Annotated in this window: 16 protein-coding genes and 1 tRNA gene; 13 read left to right on the top strand and 4 right to left on the bottom strand. The window is 63.2% G+C overall.

What is annotated here, in order from left to right:
• Positions 1-58: 58 nt before the first annotated feature.
• Together ABIE18_RS15910 and ABIE18_RS15905 are read left to right on the top strand one after the other, a co-directional pair.
• Positions 59-1,720: an ABC-F family ATP-binding cassette domain-containing protein gene (locus ABIE18_RS15910; RefSeq protein WP_499723634.1), complete on the top strand. Its 1,662-nt coding sequence runs from the start codon at positions 59-61 to the stop codon at positions 1,718-1,720.
• A gap of 2 nt (positions 1,721-1,722) precedes the next feature.
• Positions 1,723-3,636, top strand: coding sequence for an ABC transporter ATP-binding protein (locus ABIE18_RS15905; RefSeq protein ID WP_499723633.1), 1,914 nt, complete (start codon positions 1,723-1,725; stop codon positions 3,634-3,636).
• Positions 3,637-3,640: 4 nt separating this feature from the next.
• Here ABIE18_RS15905 and ABIE18_RS15900 read toward each other — a convergent pair whose 3' ends face one another.
• From ABIE18_RS15900 to ABIE18_RS15890, 3 genes are all read right to left on the bottom strand, one after another.
• Positions 3,641-4,039 carry an NUDIX hydrolase gene (locus ABIE18_RS15900; RefSeq protein WP_499723632.1) on the bottom strand — a complete coding sequence of 133 codons (399 nt, stop codon included), beginning with the start codon at positions 4,037-4,039 and terminating at the stop codon, positions 3,641-3,643.
• The gene (locus ABIE18_RS15895) at positions 4,036-4,497 is read right to left on the bottom strand and encodes a DUF6314 family protein (protein WP_499723631.1); all 462 of its coding nucleotides are present in this window, start codon (positions 4,495-4,497) and stop codon (positions 4,036-4,038) included. Before ABIE18_RS15895 ends, ABIE18_RS15900 begins: the two co-directional genes overlap by 4 nt.
• Position 4,498: 1 nt before the next feature.
• Positions 4,499-4,571, bottom strand: a tRNA-Arg gene (locus ABIE18_RS15890).
• A 106-nt stretch (positions 4,572-4,677) separates the two neighbouring features.
• Here ABIE18_RS15890 and ABIE18_RS15885 point away from each other — a divergent pair.
• Positions 4,678-5,469, top strand: a complete 792-nt coding sequence (locus ABIE18_RS15885; protein WP_499723630.1) for a DUF998 domain-containing protein — start codon at positions 4,678-4,680, stop codon at positions 5,467-5,469.
• A gap of 66 nt (positions 5,470-5,535) precedes the next feature.
• Entirely contained in the window at positions 5,536-6,360 is an 825-nt protein-coding gene (locus ABIE18_RS15880) for a DUF998 domain-containing protein (protein ID WP_499723629.1), read from the top strand.
• On the opposite strand, the gene ABIE18_RS15875 is transcribed toward ABIE18_RS15880, so the two are convergent.
• Positions 6,299-6,925, bottom strand: a complete 627-nt coding sequence (locus tag ABIE18_RS15875; RefSeq protein ID WP_499723628.1) for a hypothetical protein — start codon at positions 6,923-6,925, stop codon at positions 6,299-6,301. The two genes, ABIE18_RS15880 and ABIE18_RS15875, sit on opposite strands and share 62 nt — an antisense overlap.
• Positions 6,926-6,958: 33 nt before the next feature.
• Here ABIE18_RS15875 and ABIE18_RS15870 point away from each other — a divergent pair, with 33 nt between their 5' ends.
• From ABIE18_RS15870 to iolD, 9 genes are all read left to right on the top strand, one after another.
• Positions 6,959-7,813 carry an inositol monophosphatase family protein gene (locus tag ABIE18_RS15870; protein ID WP_499723627.1) on the top strand — a complete coding sequence of 285 codons (855 nt, stop codon included), beginning with the start codon at positions 6,959-6,961 and terminating at the stop codon, positions 7,811-7,813.
• Positions 7,814-7,889: 76 nt separating this feature from the next.
• Positions 7,890-10,442 carry a DNA helicase PcrA gene (gene pcrA / locus ABIE18_RS15865; protein ID WP_499723626.1) on the top strand — a complete coding sequence of 851 codons (2,553 nt, stop codon included), beginning with the start codon at positions 7,890-7,892 and terminating at the stop codon, positions 10,440-10,442.
• A 23-nt stretch (positions 10,443-10,465) separates the two neighbouring features.
• A complete protein-coding gene (locus ABIE18_RS15860) occupies positions 10,466-11,155 on the top strand; it encodes a hypothetical protein (protein ID WP_499723625.1) in 690 nt (229 codons plus the stop codon).
• Positions 11,156-11,419: 264 nt separating this feature from the next.
• Positions 11,420-12,589 carry an ADP-forming succinate--CoA ligase subunit beta gene (gene sucC, locus ABIE18_RS15855; protein WP_224093741.1) on the top strand — a complete coding sequence of 390 codons (1,170 nt, stop codon included), beginning with the start codon at positions 11,420-11,422 and terminating at the stop codon, positions 12,587-12,589.
• Between the two features lie 12 nt (positions 12,590-12,601).
• Positions 12,602-13,504: a succinate--CoA ligase subunit alpha gene (sucD, locus tag ABIE18_RS15850; RefSeq protein ID WP_498696280.1), complete on the top strand. Its 903-nt coding sequence runs from the start codon at positions 12,602-12,604 to the stop codon at positions 13,502-13,504.
• A gap of 277 nt (positions 13,505-13,781) precedes the next feature.
• Positions 13,782-14,186 carry a tautomerase family protein gene (locus tag ABIE18_RS15845; RefSeq protein ID WP_499723624.1) on the top strand — a complete coding sequence of 135 codons (405 nt, stop codon included), beginning with the start codon at positions 13,782-13,784 and terminating at the stop codon, positions 14,184-14,186.
• A 162-nt stretch (positions 14,187-14,348) separates the two neighbouring features.
• Positions 14,349-15,383: a 5-dehydro-2-deoxygluconokinase gene (gene iolC, locus ABIE18_RS15840; protein ID WP_499723623.1), complete on the top strand. Its 1,035-nt coding sequence runs from the start codon at positions 14,349-14,351 to the stop codon at positions 15,381-15,383.
• Positions 15,380-16,366 carry a Cgl0159 family (beta/alpha)8-fold protein gene (locus ABIE18_RS15835; RefSeq protein WP_499723622.1) on the top strand — a complete coding sequence of 329 codons (987 nt, stop codon included), beginning with the start codon at positions 15,380-15,382 and terminating at the stop codon, positions 16,364-16,366. The genes iolC and ABIE18_RS15835 overlap by 4 nt, the downstream gene beginning before the upstream one ends.
• A gap of 40 nt (positions 16,367-16,406) precedes the next feature.
• Entirely contained in the window at positions 16,407-18,332 is a 1,926-nt protein-coding gene (iolD, locus tag ABIE18_RS15830; RefSeq protein WP_499723707.1) for a 3D-(3,5/4)-trihydroxycyclohexane-1,2-dione acylhydrolase (decyclizing), read from the top strand.
• Positions 18,333-18,353 lie beyond the last annotated feature (21 nt).

Below are 18,353 nucleotides of genomic sequence, written 5' to 3'. Positions count from 1 at the left end.
TTTACCGTGCTGGTGATGTAGACGCGAGCGCCTGATGGCGCTGCGAGAGGAATAGAGAATGACTGCAACACTGGTGGCCAAGGATCTTTCCGGTGGTCATGGCCACCGCACGCTCTTTTCAAAGCTTTCCCTCACCGTTGCGCCCGGTGATGTGGTGGGCGTGGTAGGCGCGAACGGCGCTGGCAAATCCACGCTTCTGCGGATCCTCTCAGGCGTGGACCACCCGCAGGAGGGGACCGTCAACCTGGCTCCGTCGGACGCCTTTGTGGGCTGGCTTCCCCAGGAACACGAGCGCACCGCGGGCGAAACCATCGCAGCGTACATTGCGCGCCGCACTGGCTGTGCACAGGCCACTGCCGAGATGGAGGCCACCGCCGAGGCCCTCGGTTCCGGGGCTCCCGGAACGGATGACGCTTACTCTTTGGCCTTTGACCGCTGGATGGCATCCGGTGCTGCAGACCTGGAGGAGCGGATTCCTGCTGTCCTGGCGGATCTTGGCCTTGAGCTTGGCACCGATGCCCTCATGACAGGTCTCTCCGGCGGTCAGGCCGCCCGGGTTGCTTTGGGAACGCTGCTGCTCAGCCGCTTCGATGTTGTCCTTCTTGATGAACCCACCAATGACCTGGACCTTGATGGCCTGGCCCGGTTGGAGGCTTTCGTCCAGGGCCTGCGCGGAGGAGTGGTTCTGGTTTCCCACGACCGTGAGTTCCTGGCGCGCTGCGTTACCACCGTAGTGGAACTGGACCTCGCCCAGAATTCCGTGGCTGTCTACGACGGCGGCTACGAAGCGTTCCTCGAAGAACGCGCCGTCGCCAAGCGCCACGCCCGCGAACGCTACGAAGAGTTTGCCAACACCAAGGCCGATCTTGTGTCCCGCGCACGGACCCAGCGCGAGTGGAGCTCCCAGGGCGTCCGCAATGCGATGAAGAAGAACCCTGACAACGACAAAATCCGCAGGGCGGCAAGCACGGAGTCTTCCGAAAAGCAGGCACAGAAGGTCCGCCAGATGGAGTCGCGGATCGCCCGCCTCACCGAGGTGGAGGAGCCGCGCAAGGAATGGCAACTGCAGTTCAGCATCGGTCAGGCACCCCGCTCAAGTGCCGTGGTCGCTACCCTTCGTGACGTGGTGGTGCGCCAGGGCGATTTCACGCTGGGACCGGTCAACCTGCAACTCAACGGCGGTGAGCGCATCGGCATCACGGGGCCCAACGGCGCCGGCAAGTCCACTCTCCTGCGCTTGCTGCTGGGCACCCGGAAACCGGACGACGGCGAGGCCTCCATGGGCGCGTCTGTCGCCATCGGCGAAATCGACCAGGCCCGCGGGCTGCTGGACGGCGGACGGCAGCTTGGCGACGCCGTCGAAGCCGTGCTGGTGGACTGGAACAGTGCGGACGTCCGCACGCTCCTGGCCAAGTTCGGCCTCAAAGCGGACCACACCTCGCGGACAGTTGACTCTCTGTCCCCGGGGGAGCGTACGCGCGCTGCGCTGGCCCTCCTGCAGGCCCGGGGCGTGAACCTGTTGGTGCTGGACGAACCCACCAACCACCTTGACCTCCCCGCGATCGAGCAACTTGAAGAAGCGCTGGAAAGCTACGAAGGCGCCCTCCTGCTGGTCACCCATGACCGGCGTTTGCTGGAGAACGTTCGGCTCGATTCGCGATGGCACCTGGAAAACGGCCGTGTCCAGGAGCTTCACCACATCCCCGGCCAGGAGAAGTAACCATGAGCATGGATGGCGTTGCCTGGAGCTCGCTGCACAAGATCACGCGTGCCCAGAGCGGCTCGCAACCCTTCTCGAAGGAAACGCTGAAGCGTGTGCTGGGCTTTGCCGCGCCCCACAAGGGCAAGCTCATAGCCTTCGTTATTGCCTCGATCGCGGGCGCCTTCCTCGCCGTGGCTACGCCGGTGCTTGCGGGGCAAGTGGTTGACGCGATCATTGCCAAGGCAGGTGTGGGCACAGTGATCTGGCTGGCCGTTCTCATCGCGATTGTGGCTGTTGGCGAGGCTGGAATCGGACTGGTGACCCGATGGTTGTCCTCCACCATCGGCGAGGGCGTCATTGTGGACCTCCGCACCCGCGTGTTCGACCATGTGCAGCGTATGCCCATCGCTTTCTTCACCCGGACACGGACCGGCGCCCTGGTCAGCCGCCTGAACAACGACGTCATCGGGGCGCAGTCAGCGTTCGCCGGCACCTTGTCCGGCGTGGTCAGCAACGTCGTGGCGCTCGCCTTGACCCTTGTGGTCATGCTCAACACCTCCTGGCTGGTCACTGTCCTGGCCATGGTGTTGCTGCCGATCTTCCTCATACCTGCCCGGCGAATGGGTTCGAAGCTGGCGGACCTCCGACGCGAGGCAGCCGCACACAACGCTGCCATGGGTACGCAGATGACCGAAAGGTTCTCCGCTCCCGGCGCCACATTGGTAAAACTTTTCGGCAGGCCGGACGAGGAATCCCGGGAGTTTGCTGCCCGGGCCGGCCGCGTGCGCGATATCGGCATCCGCACCGCCATGCTGCAGTTCACCTTCGTCACGGCGCTGACTTTGGTCTCGGCCCTGGCCCTGGCCCTCGTTTACGGATTGGGCGGCTGGCTTGCCCTTGGTGGCCAACTGGCGCCAGGCGACGTAGTGGTCCTTGCCCTCCTCCTGACCCGTCTCTACGCTCCGCTTACCGCGCTCTCCAACGCGCGCGTGGAAATCATGAGCGCACTTGTCAGCTTCGAGCGGGTTTTCGAGATCCTGGACCTGCAGCCCCTCATCACGGAAAAGCCGGACGCGATGGCCCTGCCGTCCGGACCCGTCGCCGTGGAATTCCACGACGTCCGCTTTTCGTACCCGTCGGCGGACAAAGTGTCCCTTGCCTCCTTGGAAGACGTGTCCACCCTGGACACGCGTGGCGGCGAGGAAGTGCTGCATGGTGTCAGCTTCCGCGTTGAGCCGGGCCAGACGGTGGCCTTGGTGGGCTCCTCCGGCGCAGGAAAGTCCACGGTGGCCCAGCTGTTGTCGCGCCTGTACGACGTCGACTCCGGAGCGGTGCGCCTTGGTGGGCGCGGACCTGGCACCGGCGTGGACGTTCGGGACCTCCGTTTTGACTCCCTGCGCGACACACTGGGCATGGTGACCCAGGATGGCCATCTGTTCCACGAAACCATTGCATCCAACCTGCGCCTTGCCCGGCCGGATGCCACGGAAGAGGACATGTGGGAGGTGCTCCGGCGGGCACGCCTGGAACCCATGATCCGGTCTCTTCCGGATGGCCTGGAAACAGTCGTTGGCGAGCGCGGGTACCGGCTCTCCGGTGGCGAGCGGCAAAGGCTTACCATCGCCCGTTTGCTCATTAAGCAGCCGCGCGTGGTGATTCTTGATGAGGCTACCGCCGCGCTGGACTCCACCAACGAAGCCGCCGTCCAGGCGGCCTTGGGGGAAGCGCTCGAGGGGCGTACCGCCGTCGTGATTGCCCACAGGTTGTCCACGATCCGTGCTGCGGACGTGATCCTGGTGGTAGAGGACGGCAGGATCGTGGAGCGCGGCACTCACACCGAGCTGCTTGTTGCCGACGGCCGCTACGCGGAGTTGTACCGGACCCAGTTCGCGGAGGCCACGGCCGTGGCCGAGGAAGCTGTTCCGGAGCTGTAGCGCTTCAGGTGAGTAGCGGGATGACGTGATCCGTCAGCAGCGGGGCGAGGTCCTCGGGCAGGGGTGCTGTGAGGTCCAGCCACCGGATCTCGGCGATCTCGGCCGAAGGGTGCGCTTCCCAGGTTCCAGGAGCCGTGAAGACTGTGGCCTCGATGTTGGTTGCGGCCTCGTTGGCAGCCACTGCGAGCCAGGCGCCCAAGGGTTCGAGGCCATCGGGGGCTACCTCGATGCCTACTTCCTCGAACAATTCCCTGGCGGCAGCTTCTGCCGCGGTTTCACCGGCCTCGGGTTTGCCGCCTGGATGCATGAATTTGTCCGTGCCCCGTTTGCGGACGGTCAGCAGCTGGCCCTCCTTGTTGTAAACGCACACGGCGCTCACCACGATCACATCAGTAACGCTCACGCTTGCCTCTCGACGTTCATACGGACCAGATGCGATTCCAACAGCAGATCCTTGGCCGGACCGTGGACGTCCCACGTGAAACTGAACGCATCCGGGCCTTCCCAGGTGTAGTTCACGTAATAGTCGTCGGGATCGCACCAGTGTTTATCCTGGTTGGCCTGCTCCGCAAAGCTCATCACATGGAATGGCCGGCCATCGGGGAAGAAAACGTCCATGGAATCCGGTTCAGGGCCTGGCTTGAGGAGATATTCGCGGAACGCCGGGCCTGTGTGGGTGGGCCAGCGCATGGTTCCGTCTTCGCGGTAGTGAAGGCCATCGCCGTCGGGCTCTTCCGTGTAACGCACGACACCGGTGAAGGTTCCGCGGGTGCCGGAGGCCCGGTCCAGGAGAGTCCGCTCCACATTCCACGTGCCGGCCAAATAGGCACGCAAGTCCTGGATGGGCTGCTGGTGGTTCAAGTGCCCTCGATTGGAATCGAACCAACGACACCGGCTTTAGGAGAGCCGTGCTCTATCCACTGAGCTACGAGGGCCTGCGTGTCCATGGCCCGGAGTACCGTTACGGAGCTCCATGGCCGGACACGACTACAAGCATACAAGCTGCCGGGCCAGTGCCCGAACACGGCTAGGCTGGCGGTCATGAGAGGGCATGCGACAGCACGGGAAACCACCGGCACGTTCCTTCCGGACGTTCGCGCTGCGCGGGCAAACATAGGCGGCTGGGCCCAGTTGAGCGTGGTCCAGTATTTCGTCGCAGAGTCTGCTGTCATCGAGGCTTGGGCCGGTCCGCAACCCTACAGCAGGGCCACCGGGTTCATCAGCGACCTCGGCGCAGTATCGTGCGGCGTCTACGAGGACCGGGCTGTGTGCTCGCCTTTACATGTGCTGATGAACGCCTCTTTTGTTGTCCAGGGCCTGGCATTGATCCTTGGCGCGGTGTTCCTGACCGCAGGGCTTTTGTGCGTGGCAGCGCGTCCGGGTGTGCATGCCCAGCGCTTCCACACCGCCACAGCCGATGAAGAGCCCCGGACCCGGGTGTTGGCCAAGCCATGGATCATTGCTGTGGCCATCCGAATACTCACGGGTGTTTCCGGCACCGGGACCGTAATCGTTGGACTCGTGCCCGAGGATGTCGGCTCCCCATGGCATTTTGCCGGAGCCCTGATGTTCTTCATCGGCGGTGGCTTCGCATTGCTGCTGTTGGGCATCCTCTGGTTCCGGCAGACCCCGATGAGCTGGTTCATCGCCGCCTGCGGGTCCCTCTGTATCGGCGCACTCATCGTTGGCGGGATCACGGGAATGGAGGTGCCCCAGCCCGGAACACTTGAGCGGCTCATGGGCTACCCCGTCACCATTGGCTTGGCAGCTGCCGGCCTGGTCATCGCCCAGCGCGTGCACACGGTACGTAGAGCCGCGAAGGCCCTGCGTTAATTCAGGCATTGGGACGGCAGGAGCGGGACGGGTGCGCCCGCGGGACTCCGGGACTATTCTGGCGCTATGACGACGGCGGGTGGTCCGCTCGGCGGGGACCGGGGACTTCTGCCTGACCTCGCTGGCAGGCGCGAGCTGATTGGGGGTTGGGCCGCGATCACCCTCATCCACTATTTCGTGGTGGAAGCCATTGCGATGGCTGTGTGGCAAGGCAATCCAGGTTATGACCGGCGTGCGCACGTGATCAGTGATCTGGGCGCTGCCCACTGTGGTCCCTTCAACGGTTACGAGGTGTGCTCGCCGCTTAATTGGCTGATGAATGCCTCGTTCGTGCTCCAAGGGGTTGCCATGGTGCTCGGGGCAGTGCTCCTGAGCTCGGCTGTCCTCTCTGTGGCGGCTGAACCGGGTGCCCGGGCTATCCGGCCAAGAATGGCAACAAGCGTCACGTCACCCGACGCCTTTCCTTGGATTGCAGCCGGGGCAGTCAGGGTGCTGATCCTCGTGGCGGGCATCGGCCAGGCAATGGTTGGCCTGATCCCGGAAGACACTGACCTTGCGCTGCATCTGACCGGCGCGGGACTGTACTTCATCGCCGGACCGCTGTCCCTGGTGATACTGGGCCTGGTATGGCGGGGGCACACGCAGATGTGGGGGATGGTGCTCTTGTTCGGGGTTGTTTCACTGGGAGCAACCATCTACGTCCTTGCGGTGCAGTTGCGGGTCGAGGAGCCGGGTGCCATCGAGCGCACAATGGCGTATCCGATCATCCTGGGGTTGTCCTTGGTAGGCCTGGTAGTGGCTCACCGCGTCACAAGGGAACGGAAAGCTGTCAGGGCTGTTTCGCGTTCTTCCGTCCAAGGAACACCGCCGCCAGGCCGCACAGCAGGCTGATAAGGAACAGTACCCACGACGCAATAGTGACGGCGGAAGCCAGGGCAACCGAACCGGCGTCGGGCGTTTCCGTAGCCAGCATCGAATCAATGGCGACGTTGGACCACAAGTGAGCCACAGCAAAAAGCAGGGGAGCGGCCCACATTGCCCAGCGCCACGACTTGCGCGCAACGTTGGTGCCGATCAGCAGGAGCCAACTGAAGCCGAAGATCAGCGGAAAGAGCGTGCCGGCAGTCTTATGGACGTAGTTCAACTGGCCCCGGGCGGGCTCGTCCATCGCGGCGCGAAGCTGGGCGACGTAGTCCTGGGAGAACCCACCGATCAGCGAATCCGGCATGGCCAGGCCGCCTGAAAGCTGCGTCATCTGGTTCAGCGTCAGCAAGTGCAGGTACCAGAACAGGAACAGGCTCGCCACAACGCCTGCGATGACAATCAGCTTGGAGTTGCTCTGCGCCTTCTCAGGGGTCCTCCGTGTGGTGGGATTGATCACGGGTGGGAGGCTGTGATCGGGGACCACCGCCTTGGCTCCGTGCTTCTTGATGCGCTGCGCTGGTGTCTTGGCCATGTCATTCATTATCCCGCCACATAAGCTGGGACCATGACCACCGGCAGGCACACCGCAACTGAACTCGATCCATCGCTTGATGACTACCAATTGGCCAGCGCACTGGTCCGCGAGGCAGGTCAACTGGCCCTGCTCATGCGGATGGGCGGACTGCAGGGCACACGCAAGACGTCAGTGTCGGACGTCGTCACGGCAGCCGATCATGCGGCCGAGGCTTATGTCCTGGAACAGTTGCAACGCTGCCGCCCGGAGGATGGCATCCTGGGCGAAGAAGGCACCTCTGTTGCCGGTAGCAGTGGTCGGACCTGGGTGATCGATCCTGTGGATGGAACATACAACTTTCTGCACGGATCCACGTACTGGTGCTCGGCCATTGCCCTCAAACGCGACGATTCAGATCCCTCAGATCACCGAGTCAATCCGGTTGCGGATCCGGACGTGTTGCTGGGGGCCATCTACCAGCCCGAACTGGACAAGCTCTGGCTAGGCGGCGACGAGCATCCGGCCAGCCTGAACGGCGAACGTATTTCAGGTTCCGGAGACCTCCCCGTTGGCCAAATCTGCGCAGCAACCTACATCCACCCCACCTGGCTGGCGGACCCCCGCACTGCAATGCCCTGGCATGCGGCTGCTGTCTCCGCCGCATCGCTGCGCATGTTCGGTTCAGGCTCGTGCGACCTCGGCCGCGTAGCTGATGGCGAGCTCGGCTGCTGGTTCCAGCACAGCTGCCCTGAGTGGGACTGGCTCCCTGGCAAGGCGATCGTCCGCGCTGCAGGTGGGGACACCGCCGTCGTGCAGGTCAACGGCCTTAACTGGTTTATTGCAGGAGGCCCGACGGCGGTCCGCGAGCTGAGCGGGGCCCTCACCTCTGTTCCCCAGTTTGCGTAGTTTTTGATCGCCTGGGCGGTGCTCTCTTTGGGGTGGCCCTTGAGTGTCAGAGGCACCGCCTAGACTGGTAGTCACCATGGATATGTTGTTCGACCCCTACGCAGACGGCCCCTTCAACGCAGGCTCCAAAGCCGCAACCAAGGCTGCCCCGGAGCTTTCGCACGCGGGCGGCGGCGCTTCCCGCGCCCGGTTCGGTGAGGGCAGTGGTGGGTCCAGGAGCGAAACAAACGACACTCCTGCTTCCGGTGGTTGGGGCAACCAAGGGGCTGGAAGGCTTCCGTCTGCCGACGCCCTCCTCCAGGGCTTGAATCCGCAGCAGGAAGAAGCCGTGAAGCACGCCGGCAGCCCGTTGCTGATCGTTGCGGGTGCAGGCTCAGGCAAGACCCGTGTGTTGAGTAACCGGATCGCCTACCTCATTGCCACCAAGCGTGCCCATCACGGCGAAATCCTGGCCATCACGTTTACCAACAAGGCCGCCGCCGAGATGCGCGAACGTATCGAGGCCCTGGTAGGTGGCCGGGCCAAGAGCATGTGGATCTCCACGTTCCACTCGTCCTGTGTGCGCATCCTGCGACGCGAGGCTGCCAACGTCGGCTTGAACTCGAACTTCTCCATCTACGACTCCGCGGATTCCCTGCGCCTGATCACGCTTGTGTCCAAGAACCTGGATCTGGATCCCAAGAAGTTCCCGCCAAAGGCCATCCAGCACAAGATTTCCGCACTCAAGAACGAGCTGATCGACGCCGACTCCTACGTCTCCTCGGCAAACCACAACGACCCCTTCGAGCAAGCCGTGGCAGAGGTCTTCAAGGGCTACACGCAGCGCCTTCGCCAAGCCAATGCCATGGACTTCGATGACCTCATCGCGGAGACCGTCTACATGTTCCGCGCGTTCCCCGCGCTCGCGGAGTCCTACCGCCGTCGCTTCCGGCACGTGCTGGTGGACGAGTACCAGGACACCAACCATGCCCAGTACGCGCTGGTCAGGGAAATCGTTGGCGTGGGCACTGATACTGACGTCGAGCCCAGCGAACTCACGGTGGTTGGAGATTCCGATCAGTCCATCTACGCCTTCCGGGGTGCGGACATCCGCAACATCGTGGAGTTTGAAGCCGATTACCCCAACGCGCGCACCATCAAGCTTGAGCAGAACTACCGCTCAACGCAGAACATCCTCACCGCCGCCAATTCCGTGATTTCACGGAATCCGAACCGCCAGGAAAAGCGGTTGTGGACGGCAGAGGGAGATGGCGAGAAGATCGTCGGCTACGTCGGGGAGAACGAGCACGACGAAGCCCAGTTCATCGCCAAGGAAATCGACCGGCTTCAGGACGAGGAAGGGCTGCGTCCTGGTGACGTCGCCATTTTCTACCGCACCAACGCCCAGTCGCGGTCCATTGAAGACGTGCTGGTCCGGGTGGGCCTGCCGTACAAAGTTGTGGGCGGCACGAGGTTCTACGAACGCAAGGAAATCAAAGATGCCCTGGCGTACTTGCGCGTTCTGGTAAACCCTGACGACGACGTCAACCTCCGCCGTGTCCTGAACGAACCCAAACGGGGGATTGGCGACCGCGCCGAGGGTGCCGTCGCTGCCTTGGCTGAACGCGAACGGACGTCCTTTATGGCCGCCGCCCGCCGTGCTGACCAGGCGCCCGGCATGGCAACGCGTTCTGTGAACGCCGTCCTGGGCTTTGTGAAGCTACTGGATGACCTTGCTGAGGTGGCTTCCGGATCCGGTGCTGGCGCTGCCCTGGAGGCCGTGCTCGAGCAGACCGGATATCTTGCCGGTCTGCGCGCCAGCAACGATCCGCAGGACGAGTCCCGCGTGGAGAACCTCGCCGAATTGGTGGCCGTAGTCCGCGAGTATGAACGCGACAACCCGGACGGTTCGCTGGGCGAGTTCCTGGAGCAGGTTTCCCTGGTGGCTGACGCTGACCAAATTCCTGATGCTCCCGGCGGGGACATTGACGCCGCGGTGGCCGAAGCCAAGCGCATGGGCGTTGTCACGCTCATGACGTTGCACACTGCCAAGGGCCTGGAGTTCCCGGTGGTCTTTTTGACCGGCATGGAACACGGTATCTTCCCGCATCAGCGCTCCGCCACGGATCCCAAGGAACTGGCCGAAGAACGCCGCCTGGCCTACGTGGGCCTTACCCGTGCACGCAAACGGCTCTACGTCACGCGCTCCGAGGTCCGCAGCATGTGGGGCCAAAGCCAGTACAACCCCGCCAGCCAGTTCCTGGAGGAAATCCCCTCCGAGCTGGTGGACTGGAAACGTGAGGGCATGAGCCGGCAAGCCGCAGGAGGTGGTTGGGGAAGCGCTCCCATCGGCTCCAACCGTTACGGCGGCTCTTTCTGGGGCGCAGGCACGTCACGCGGCGTTGCCGCCAGCCCAACCGCCGGTTTCGACGCCGACGTCCCGGCCGCCGTCGCACGCAACAGGGTGCAGCCGCAAAAGGAAGTCATTTCCGTGGTGGTGGGGGACAAGGTCAACCACACAAGCTTCGGCAACGGCGTTGTGCTCGGAGTGGAAGGCTCTGGTGACAAGACCGTCGCCAAGGTGAAGTTCGACGTCGGTGAGAAGCGCCTGCTGTTGCGGTACGCGCCCCTGACCAAACTGGATGCCTGACGCCTCACGGCATAATTGGTGGCATGCGACGGACTGTATTGGGGATTCTTGCCGCCTTGCTCATGGTGTTGGCCACGGGCTGCTCCTTCGCCACCAAGGACCCTGATTACGTTCCGCCGGCGCCGTTGCCTCCGCTGGAACAGCTCAAACAGGTCCCGGTCACCGAGCAGACCACCCTGGCTGCAGGCGAGGGCGTCACCGCATTTGTGACGCCGGACCGCAACATCGTGTGTGCCATGACCTCGTCCAGAGGCGGCCACCTCAACGTGCCGTACGAGGCGAACTCGTATTCTGACGCGGCCAACAACAAGTTTGCCGTGGTGCCCGTGGTGCACTGCGAATTGGCGAAGTATGCCAAACCTGACCTAACCGACGTCGCGGACGACTGCGCCGGAACGGGCTTGGGTTATCTCGGCGGGACAGTGCTTCTTTCGCCGGACAAGGCCGTCTACGGCTCGTGTCGTTCCGGCGTAACACAAATGGAGTCAGAGTTTGGGCCCAAAGGGAGCCGGAGCGGACCGATCTCCAAGCTTCGCGAGCTGGCCGAGGGGCAGAACATCGAGCGCAACGGCCTTCGGTGCTCGGCCTATAACAACGGCGTTGCCTGCGGAAATGTCTCCGGTGGCGTGGCGTTCTTTGTCAGCAGGGAGGGCTACCAGCTGATTTCCGACGGCGGCAAAACGGTCACGGGGAACCTGGAACCGGCGTCGTGATCGCCGTCGAACAGACGATGAACGGCCAAAAAACCGCGTCATTCTGCGGGTTTTCTACAGCCGATAGAAGTGTAAGGTTACTCACTTAACAGGTAGTGTGTAGCTGGCGGGACTCCTCAAAGGGCTAAAGTTCCGAGAGGACCTTACGCAATGTGACCGGCTTCAATCCTGGTTGTTACCGCGTACTTTCCGCAGCTGGCTATCGCGGTCATCGCGGTTCCCGGCTGAACAGAAAACTACTTCGACGTAGAAGGACACTAAACCGTGGACCTGTTTGAATATCAGGCGCGCGATATGTTCGAAGCGCACGGTGTACCCGTGCTCGCCGGCATCGTGGCGCACACTCCTGAAGAAGCAAAGGCAGCTGCCGAGAAGATCGGCGGCGTTACTGTCGTAAAGGCACAGGTTAAGGTTGGTGGCCGCGGCAAGGCTGGCGGCGTCAAGGTTGCCAAGACTGCCGAAGAGGCGCTTGAGCACTCCACCAACATCCTGGGCATGGATATCAAGGGCCACACCGTTAACAAGGTGATGATCGCCCAGGGTGCGGACATCGCCGAGGAATTCTACTTCTCGGTCCTCCTGGACCGCGCCAACCGCAACTACCTGGCCATGTGCTCGGTTGAAGGCGGAATGGAAATTGAGCAGCTGGCTGTTGAGCGTCCCGAGGCCCTGGCCAAGATCGCCATCGACCCCGCTGTGGGCATTGACCAGGCCAAGGCTGACGAGATCGTCGCAGCCGCAGGCTTCGCTGAAGAACTGCGCGGCAAAGTGGCCGACGTCATTCTGAAGCTCTGGGACGTTTTCAAGAAGGAAGACGCAACCCTGGTTGAGGTCAACCCTCTGGTCCGCACCGGCGCAGGCGACATCATTGCCCTCGACGGCAAGGTCACCCTCGACGAAAACGCCGACTTCCGCCACGTGCACCACGCACTGCTCGAGGACAAGGAGTCAGCTGACCCGCTCGAGGCCAAGGCAAAGGCGCAGGACCTCAACTACGTCAAGCTGGACGGCGAAGTAGGCATCATCGGCAACGGCGCCGGTCTTGTGATGTCCACCCTGGATGTCGTCGCCTACGCTGGTGAAAACCACGGCAACGTCAAGCCCGCCAACTTCCTGGACATCGGTGGTGGAGCTTCCGCCGAGGTTATGGCCAACGGCCTCGACGTCATCCTGGGCGACTCCCAGGTCAAGAGCGTTTTCGTCAACGTCTTCGGTGGCATCACCGCTTGTGACGCTGTGGCAAAGGGCATCGTGGGTGCACTTGCTGAGCTGGGATCCGCGGCGAACAAGCCGCTGGTCGTTCGCCTCGATGGCAACAACGTCGAGGAAGGCCGCCGCATCCTGACCGAGGCCAACCACCCGCTGGTTACCCTGGCCGCCACCATGGACGAGGGCGCCGACAAGGCCGCCGAGCTCGCCAACGCAGCTAAGTAAAGGGACGCGACAATGTCTATCTACCTCAACAAAGACTCCAAGGTCATCGTTCAGGGCATCACCGGCGGCGAAGGCACCAAGCACACCGCACTGATGCTCAAGGCCGGCACCAACATTGTTGGTGGCGTCAACGCCCGCAAGGCCGGCACCACGGTCCTGCACGGCGACAAGGAAATCACCGTCTTCGGCACCGTCAAGGAAGCCATCGCTGAAACCGGCGCCGACGTCTCCATCGTCTTCGTTCCGCCGGCATTCACCAAGGACGCCGTGGTTGAAGCCATCGAAGCCGGCATCGGCCTCGTTGTAGTCATCACTGAAGGCGTTCCGGTTCAGGACTCGGCCGAATTCTGGGCACTCGCCCAGTCCAAGGTTGACGCCGACGGCAACCAGATCACCCGCATCATCGGGCCGAACTGCCCCGGCATCATCACTCCGGGCGAAGCCCTGGTTGGCATCACCCCGGCAAACATCACGGGCAAGGGCCCCATCGGCCTCGTGTCCAAGTCCGGTACCTTGACCTACCAGATGATGTACGAACTCCGCGACCTCGGCTTCTCCACCGCCATCGGTATTGGTGGCGACCCCATCATCGGCACCACGCACATCGACGCCCTGGCTGCGTTCGAAGCTGACCCGGAGACCAAGGCAATCGTCATGATCGGCGAAATCGGTGGTGACGCTGAAGAGCGCGCTGCTGACTTCATCAAGGCCAACGTCACCAAGCCGGTTGTTGGCTACGTTGCAGGCTTCACCGCTCCTGAAGGCAAGACCATGGGCCACGCCGGCGCCATCGTGTCCGGCTCCGCAGGTACCGCGCAGGCCAAGAAGGAAGCTCTCGAAGCTGCAGGCGTGAAGGTCGGCAAGACGCCGTCCGAAACCGCTAAGCTGCTGCGCGAGGTTTACGCAACGCTCTAGTACCAAAGCAACGCGGGGTCACTTATGGCCCATTCCTGAACGTGGAATGGGCTCAAAGTGACCCCGCGTTGCTCTTTAAAGCACGACGGCGGTCCCGCACCTTTCCCACGGAAGGTGCGGGGCCGCCGTAGTGCTTTAACGCGCGTCGTGGGGCCTGTTGTGCGTGGCGCTTCGTGGATTTGGGGCGTAGAACTGGCCCCACAACGGGGAGCCCCTGTATCTTCATGCCCTTGTTTGTTAGTATGTCAGGACAAACTACTTCGAAGGAGCACGCACAATGCCACTGGTAAGAATCGACGTCAATCAGGGCCGGTCGGCGGAGGAATTGGCCGCCATCAGCCGGGCCATCCACGATGCAATCGTCTCTGAGTATGAAATCCCTGAGCGTGACTACTTCCACATCCTCACTGAACATCCGGAGGCGCAAATAGTGGCCCAGGATGCCGGGTTGGGCTTTGAGCGCAGCCTTGACGTGATCATGATCCAGATCTTCACGCAGGGCGGACGAACCCAGATGGCCAAGAGCTCGCTCTTTGAGGCCATCGCCGGAGGGCTCGCCGAGCTTGGCGTCAAGGGCGAGGATGTCTTCATCGGCTACATGGAGAACTCGCCCGGCGACTGGTCTTTCGGCTTCGGGCGGAGTCAATATGTCACCGGAGAATTGGCCGTCCCGCGCAAGTAGATGCAGTCCGTGTCATGTTGTAAATATGTCAGTACAAACCTTTGACAGGACATGAAATCTGGGGCAAAGTAGTCATGTGGCCCCGCTCACTGAGGGGTGGCAAGGCATTGGGGCCCAGCGCTCAAAGGTTCAGAGTTCACAAGAGAAAGGTCAACGATCATCGTGACCCACGAACTGCTTACGATCGGGCGCATCAGCGTTGATATCTACCCGAACGATATTGGGGTGGACCTGGAGGATGTGACGTCCTTCGGCAAGTATTTGGGAGGCTCGCCCTCCAACGTGGCCGTCGCTGCTGCACGCCACGGCCGCCGCGCCGGTGTCATTACCCGCACGGGCGATGATGCGTTCGGAAATTACCTGCACCGGGAACTGCGCAAGTTCAAGGTTGATGATTCGTTCGTCTCCCCGGTGAAGGAGTACCCGACGGCGGTGACTTTCTGCGCGATCAAGCCGCCCGAGGATTTCCCGCTCTACTTCTACGGACGCTTCCCCACGGCCCCGGACCTGCAGATCAAGGCCGAAGAGTTGGATCTGGACGCTATCCGGGACGCGGGCATTTTCTGGTCCACGGTGACCGGCCTCTGCCAGGAACCCAGCCGCGGCGCGCACATCGCCGCCCACGAAGCCCGGCCCCGGACTGGTCTGAAGGAAGGCCAGTTCACCATCCTGGACCTGGACTACCGGCCGATGTTCTGGGATTCGGAAGAGGAAGCCCGCGCGGAGGTTGCCAGGATCCTCCCGCACGTTACGGTCGCGATCGGCAACGATAAGGAATGTGCCGTTGCGGTAGGGGAGGGGACGCCGGATGAACAGGCGGACCGCCTGCTGGCAGCCGGCGTCGAGATCGCTGTTGTGAAGCTTGGCCCGGAAGGCGTGATGGCCAAGACCCGCACTGAGCGTGTTGTCTCGGCCCCTGTGCCGGTGGAAACCGTCAACGGCCTGGGCGCGGGTGATTCCTTCGGCGGGGCTTTCTGCCATGGGCTGCTGTCCGGTTGGCAGTTGTCCGAGGTCCTGGATTACGCCAACGCTTCCGGCGCGATTGTCGCCTCGCGGCTTTCTTGCGCGGATGCGATGCCGACGCCGGATGAGGTCACCTCGTTGCTCGCGGAACGCGGCCGGCGGATCCCGGGAGCTTCCCCTGTTGCGGCCCCTGCGCCGGCAGCACCCACGTTCGCAGAAGGAGCAGTCCGTTGAGCCTGAACGATGACCCCCGCCGGTATGAGCACTTGAGCCGTATCCGGCTGGAGGACCCGGAAGCCGTCGCGCGCGCGGCTGCCACCCGGCGTCGCCACCCGGGCTTGAAGCACGGTGTCCAGAATTTCATCGTTGCGGCGGACCATCCGGCCCGTGGCGCGTTGTCGGTCGGTCCGGAGCCGATGGCGATGGCCGATCGCCGGGATCTGCTGGACCGGTTGCAGATCGCCCTCGCGAACCCGGCCGTGGATGGCATCCTCGCCTCACCTGACATCATGGATGACCTGCTGCTGCTGGGTGCTTTGGACGGCAAACTGATCTTCGGCTCGATGAACCGCGGTGGCCTGGCTGGTCTGGTCAACGAGTTCGATGACCGGTTCACCGGCCACACAGCTGCCGCATTGCAGGCACTGGGCGCAGACGGCGGGAAGATGCTTACGCGGATCTGCCTGGGCGACCCGGACACCGTCGCCACGCTTGAAGCGACCGCCAAAGCCATCGATTCGTTGGCCGAACGCAAGCTCATCGCCATGGTGGAGCCGTTCCTGTCTGTGCGTGACGCACATGGCAAGGTCCGCAACGATCTTCGCGCGGACGCCGTGATCAAGTCCGTGGGCATCGCCGAGGGCCTGGGTTCCACCAGCGCCTACACGTGGATGAAACTGCCGGTGGTGGCCGACATGGAGCGCGTCATGGCCTCCACCACGCTTCCCACGGTGCTGTTGGGTGGTGATCCTGACGGCTCCCAGGACGAGGTCTTCGCCAGTTGGCAGGCCGCCCTCGCGCTGCCGGGCGTCCGCGGCCTCACGGTGGGCCGGACGCTTCTCTACCCGCACGACGGCGATGTGGCAGGTGCCGTAGCGACGGCCGCCTCGCTGCTGAACAGCGCCGGGCCTGCGACTGACCCGGCGACCGGGCCTGCGGCCGCTGCTGCGGGGGAGCCCACCTCGTCTGACCGTATTCCAGTGAAAGTATCGGAGTAGCCCCGCCATGCGGACCTCAACAGGAACAGCAACCCGTCGGATGACCGTGGCCCAGGCCGTGGTCGAGTTCCTTTCCAAGCAGTACACGGTGGATTCCATCGGTGGCCAGGAGTATCGTGAGCGCCTGATCCCGGGCATGTTCGGTATCTTCGGGCACGGCAACGTTGCCGGTGTTGGTCAGGCTTTGAAGCAGTATCAGGCAGCGGACCCGTCCATCATGCCGTACTACCAGGGCCGCAATGAGCAGGCCCAGGCGCACCAGGCTGTTGGCTACGCAAGGCACACACGCCGGCGCCAGACGTTCGCGATCAGCACGTCGATTGGTCCGGGTTCCTCGAACCTGCTGACCGGCGCAGCTTTGGCCACGACGAACCGGTTGCCGGTGTTGTTGCTTCCGAGCGACACGTTCGCCACCCGTGCGGCTGACCCTGTGCTGCAGCAGTTGGAGCTGCCGTATGCGTACGACATCACGGTCAATGATGCGTTCCGTCCGTTGTCGAAGTTCTTTGACCGGGTGTCCCGCCCGGAGCAGTTGTTCTCGGCCTTCCACCACGGCCTGCGTGTCCTGACGGACCCGGCCGAGACCGGCGCGGTGACCATTTCCCTGCCGCAGGACGTCCAGGCCGAGGCCCTGGACGTCCCGGAAGAATTCCTGGCCGAGCGTGACTGGCGGATCCGCCGTCCCGAGGCCGAGGACGAGGACATCCGCCGCGCCGTGGAAGCCATCCGGGCCGCGAAGCGCCCCCTGATCATCGCCGGCGGCGGCGTGCTCTACGCCTACGCCAACGAGGAACTCGCCAAGTTCGCTGAGCTGACCGGCATCCCCGTGGGGAACACGCAGGCCGGCGTCGGTGTCCTGCCGTGGGACCACAAGTATTCCCTGGGTGCCATCGGTTCAACAGGCACGACGGCGGCCAACGCCATCGCAGCCGACGCGGACCTGGTCATCGGGATCGGCACGCGCTACGAAGACTTCACCACCGCGTCCCGCACCGCGTTCCAGAACCCGGACGTGAAGTTCGTGAACATCAACGTCGCCCCGATCGATGCCTACAAGCACGCCACCACCCTCCCGATCGTCGCTGACGCCCGCAAGGCCCTGGTGAAACTGAACCAGGCTCTGGGCGGCTACCGTGTGGGTGCTGACCTTGAAGAGAAGGTCGCGGTGGAGAAGAAACGCTGGAACGCGATCGTGGACGAAGCGTTCGATACCCGGTTCACGCCGTTGCCCGCGCAGAACGAGATCATCGGTGCCACGAACAAGGCCATGGATGACCAGGACGTTGTCATCTGCGCCGCGGGTTCCCTGCCCGGGGACCTGCACAAAATGTGGCGGGTCCGTGACCCGTTCGGCTACCACGTGGAATACGCGTACTCCTGCATGGGCTACGAAATCCCGGGCGGGTTGGGCGTGAAGCGCGCAGCACTGGCCGAAGCAGCTGCTGGCGGTCCCAACCGGGATGTCGTGGTGATGGTGGGGGACGGTTCCTACCTGATGATGCACACCGAACTGGTCACCGCCGTCGCCGAACGCATCAAGCTGATCGTGGTCCTGATCCAGAACCATGGCTACGCTTCCATCGGCTCGCTGTCCGAGTCGCTCGGTTCCCAGCGATTCGGGACGCAATACCGCGTCCTGGACAAGGAAAAGCACAGTTTCGACGCCGGTGAGCACCTGCCGATCGATCTTGCCACCAATGCCGAGTCTCTCGGCGCGAAGGTCATCCGGATCGAACCGGGCGAGAACGTCATCGAGGCCCTCGGCGCCGCAATCAAGGAAGCCAAGGCAGCTCCGGAAACCGGCCCGATCGTCATCCACGTCGAGTCCGATCCTCTGCTGGACGCCCCCAGCTCGGAGTCCTGGTGGGACGTTCCCGTCTCCCAGGTCTCGGACCTCGAATCCACCCAGCAGGCCTACACCAGCTACACGCAGCAGAAGAACCGCCAGCGCAAGCTGCTCGGCTGATTCCCAACACACAGCCCCCCA

It is taken from the genome of Arthrobacter sp. 2762, assembly GCF_040548745.1.
Taxonomy (GTDB): Bacteria; Actinomycetota; Actinomycetes; order Actinomycetales; family Micrococcaceae; genus Arthrobacter.
The sequence above is the reverse complement of the archived record's forward strand: the minus strand, read 5'-3'. Positions and strand labels throughout refer to the sequence as shown.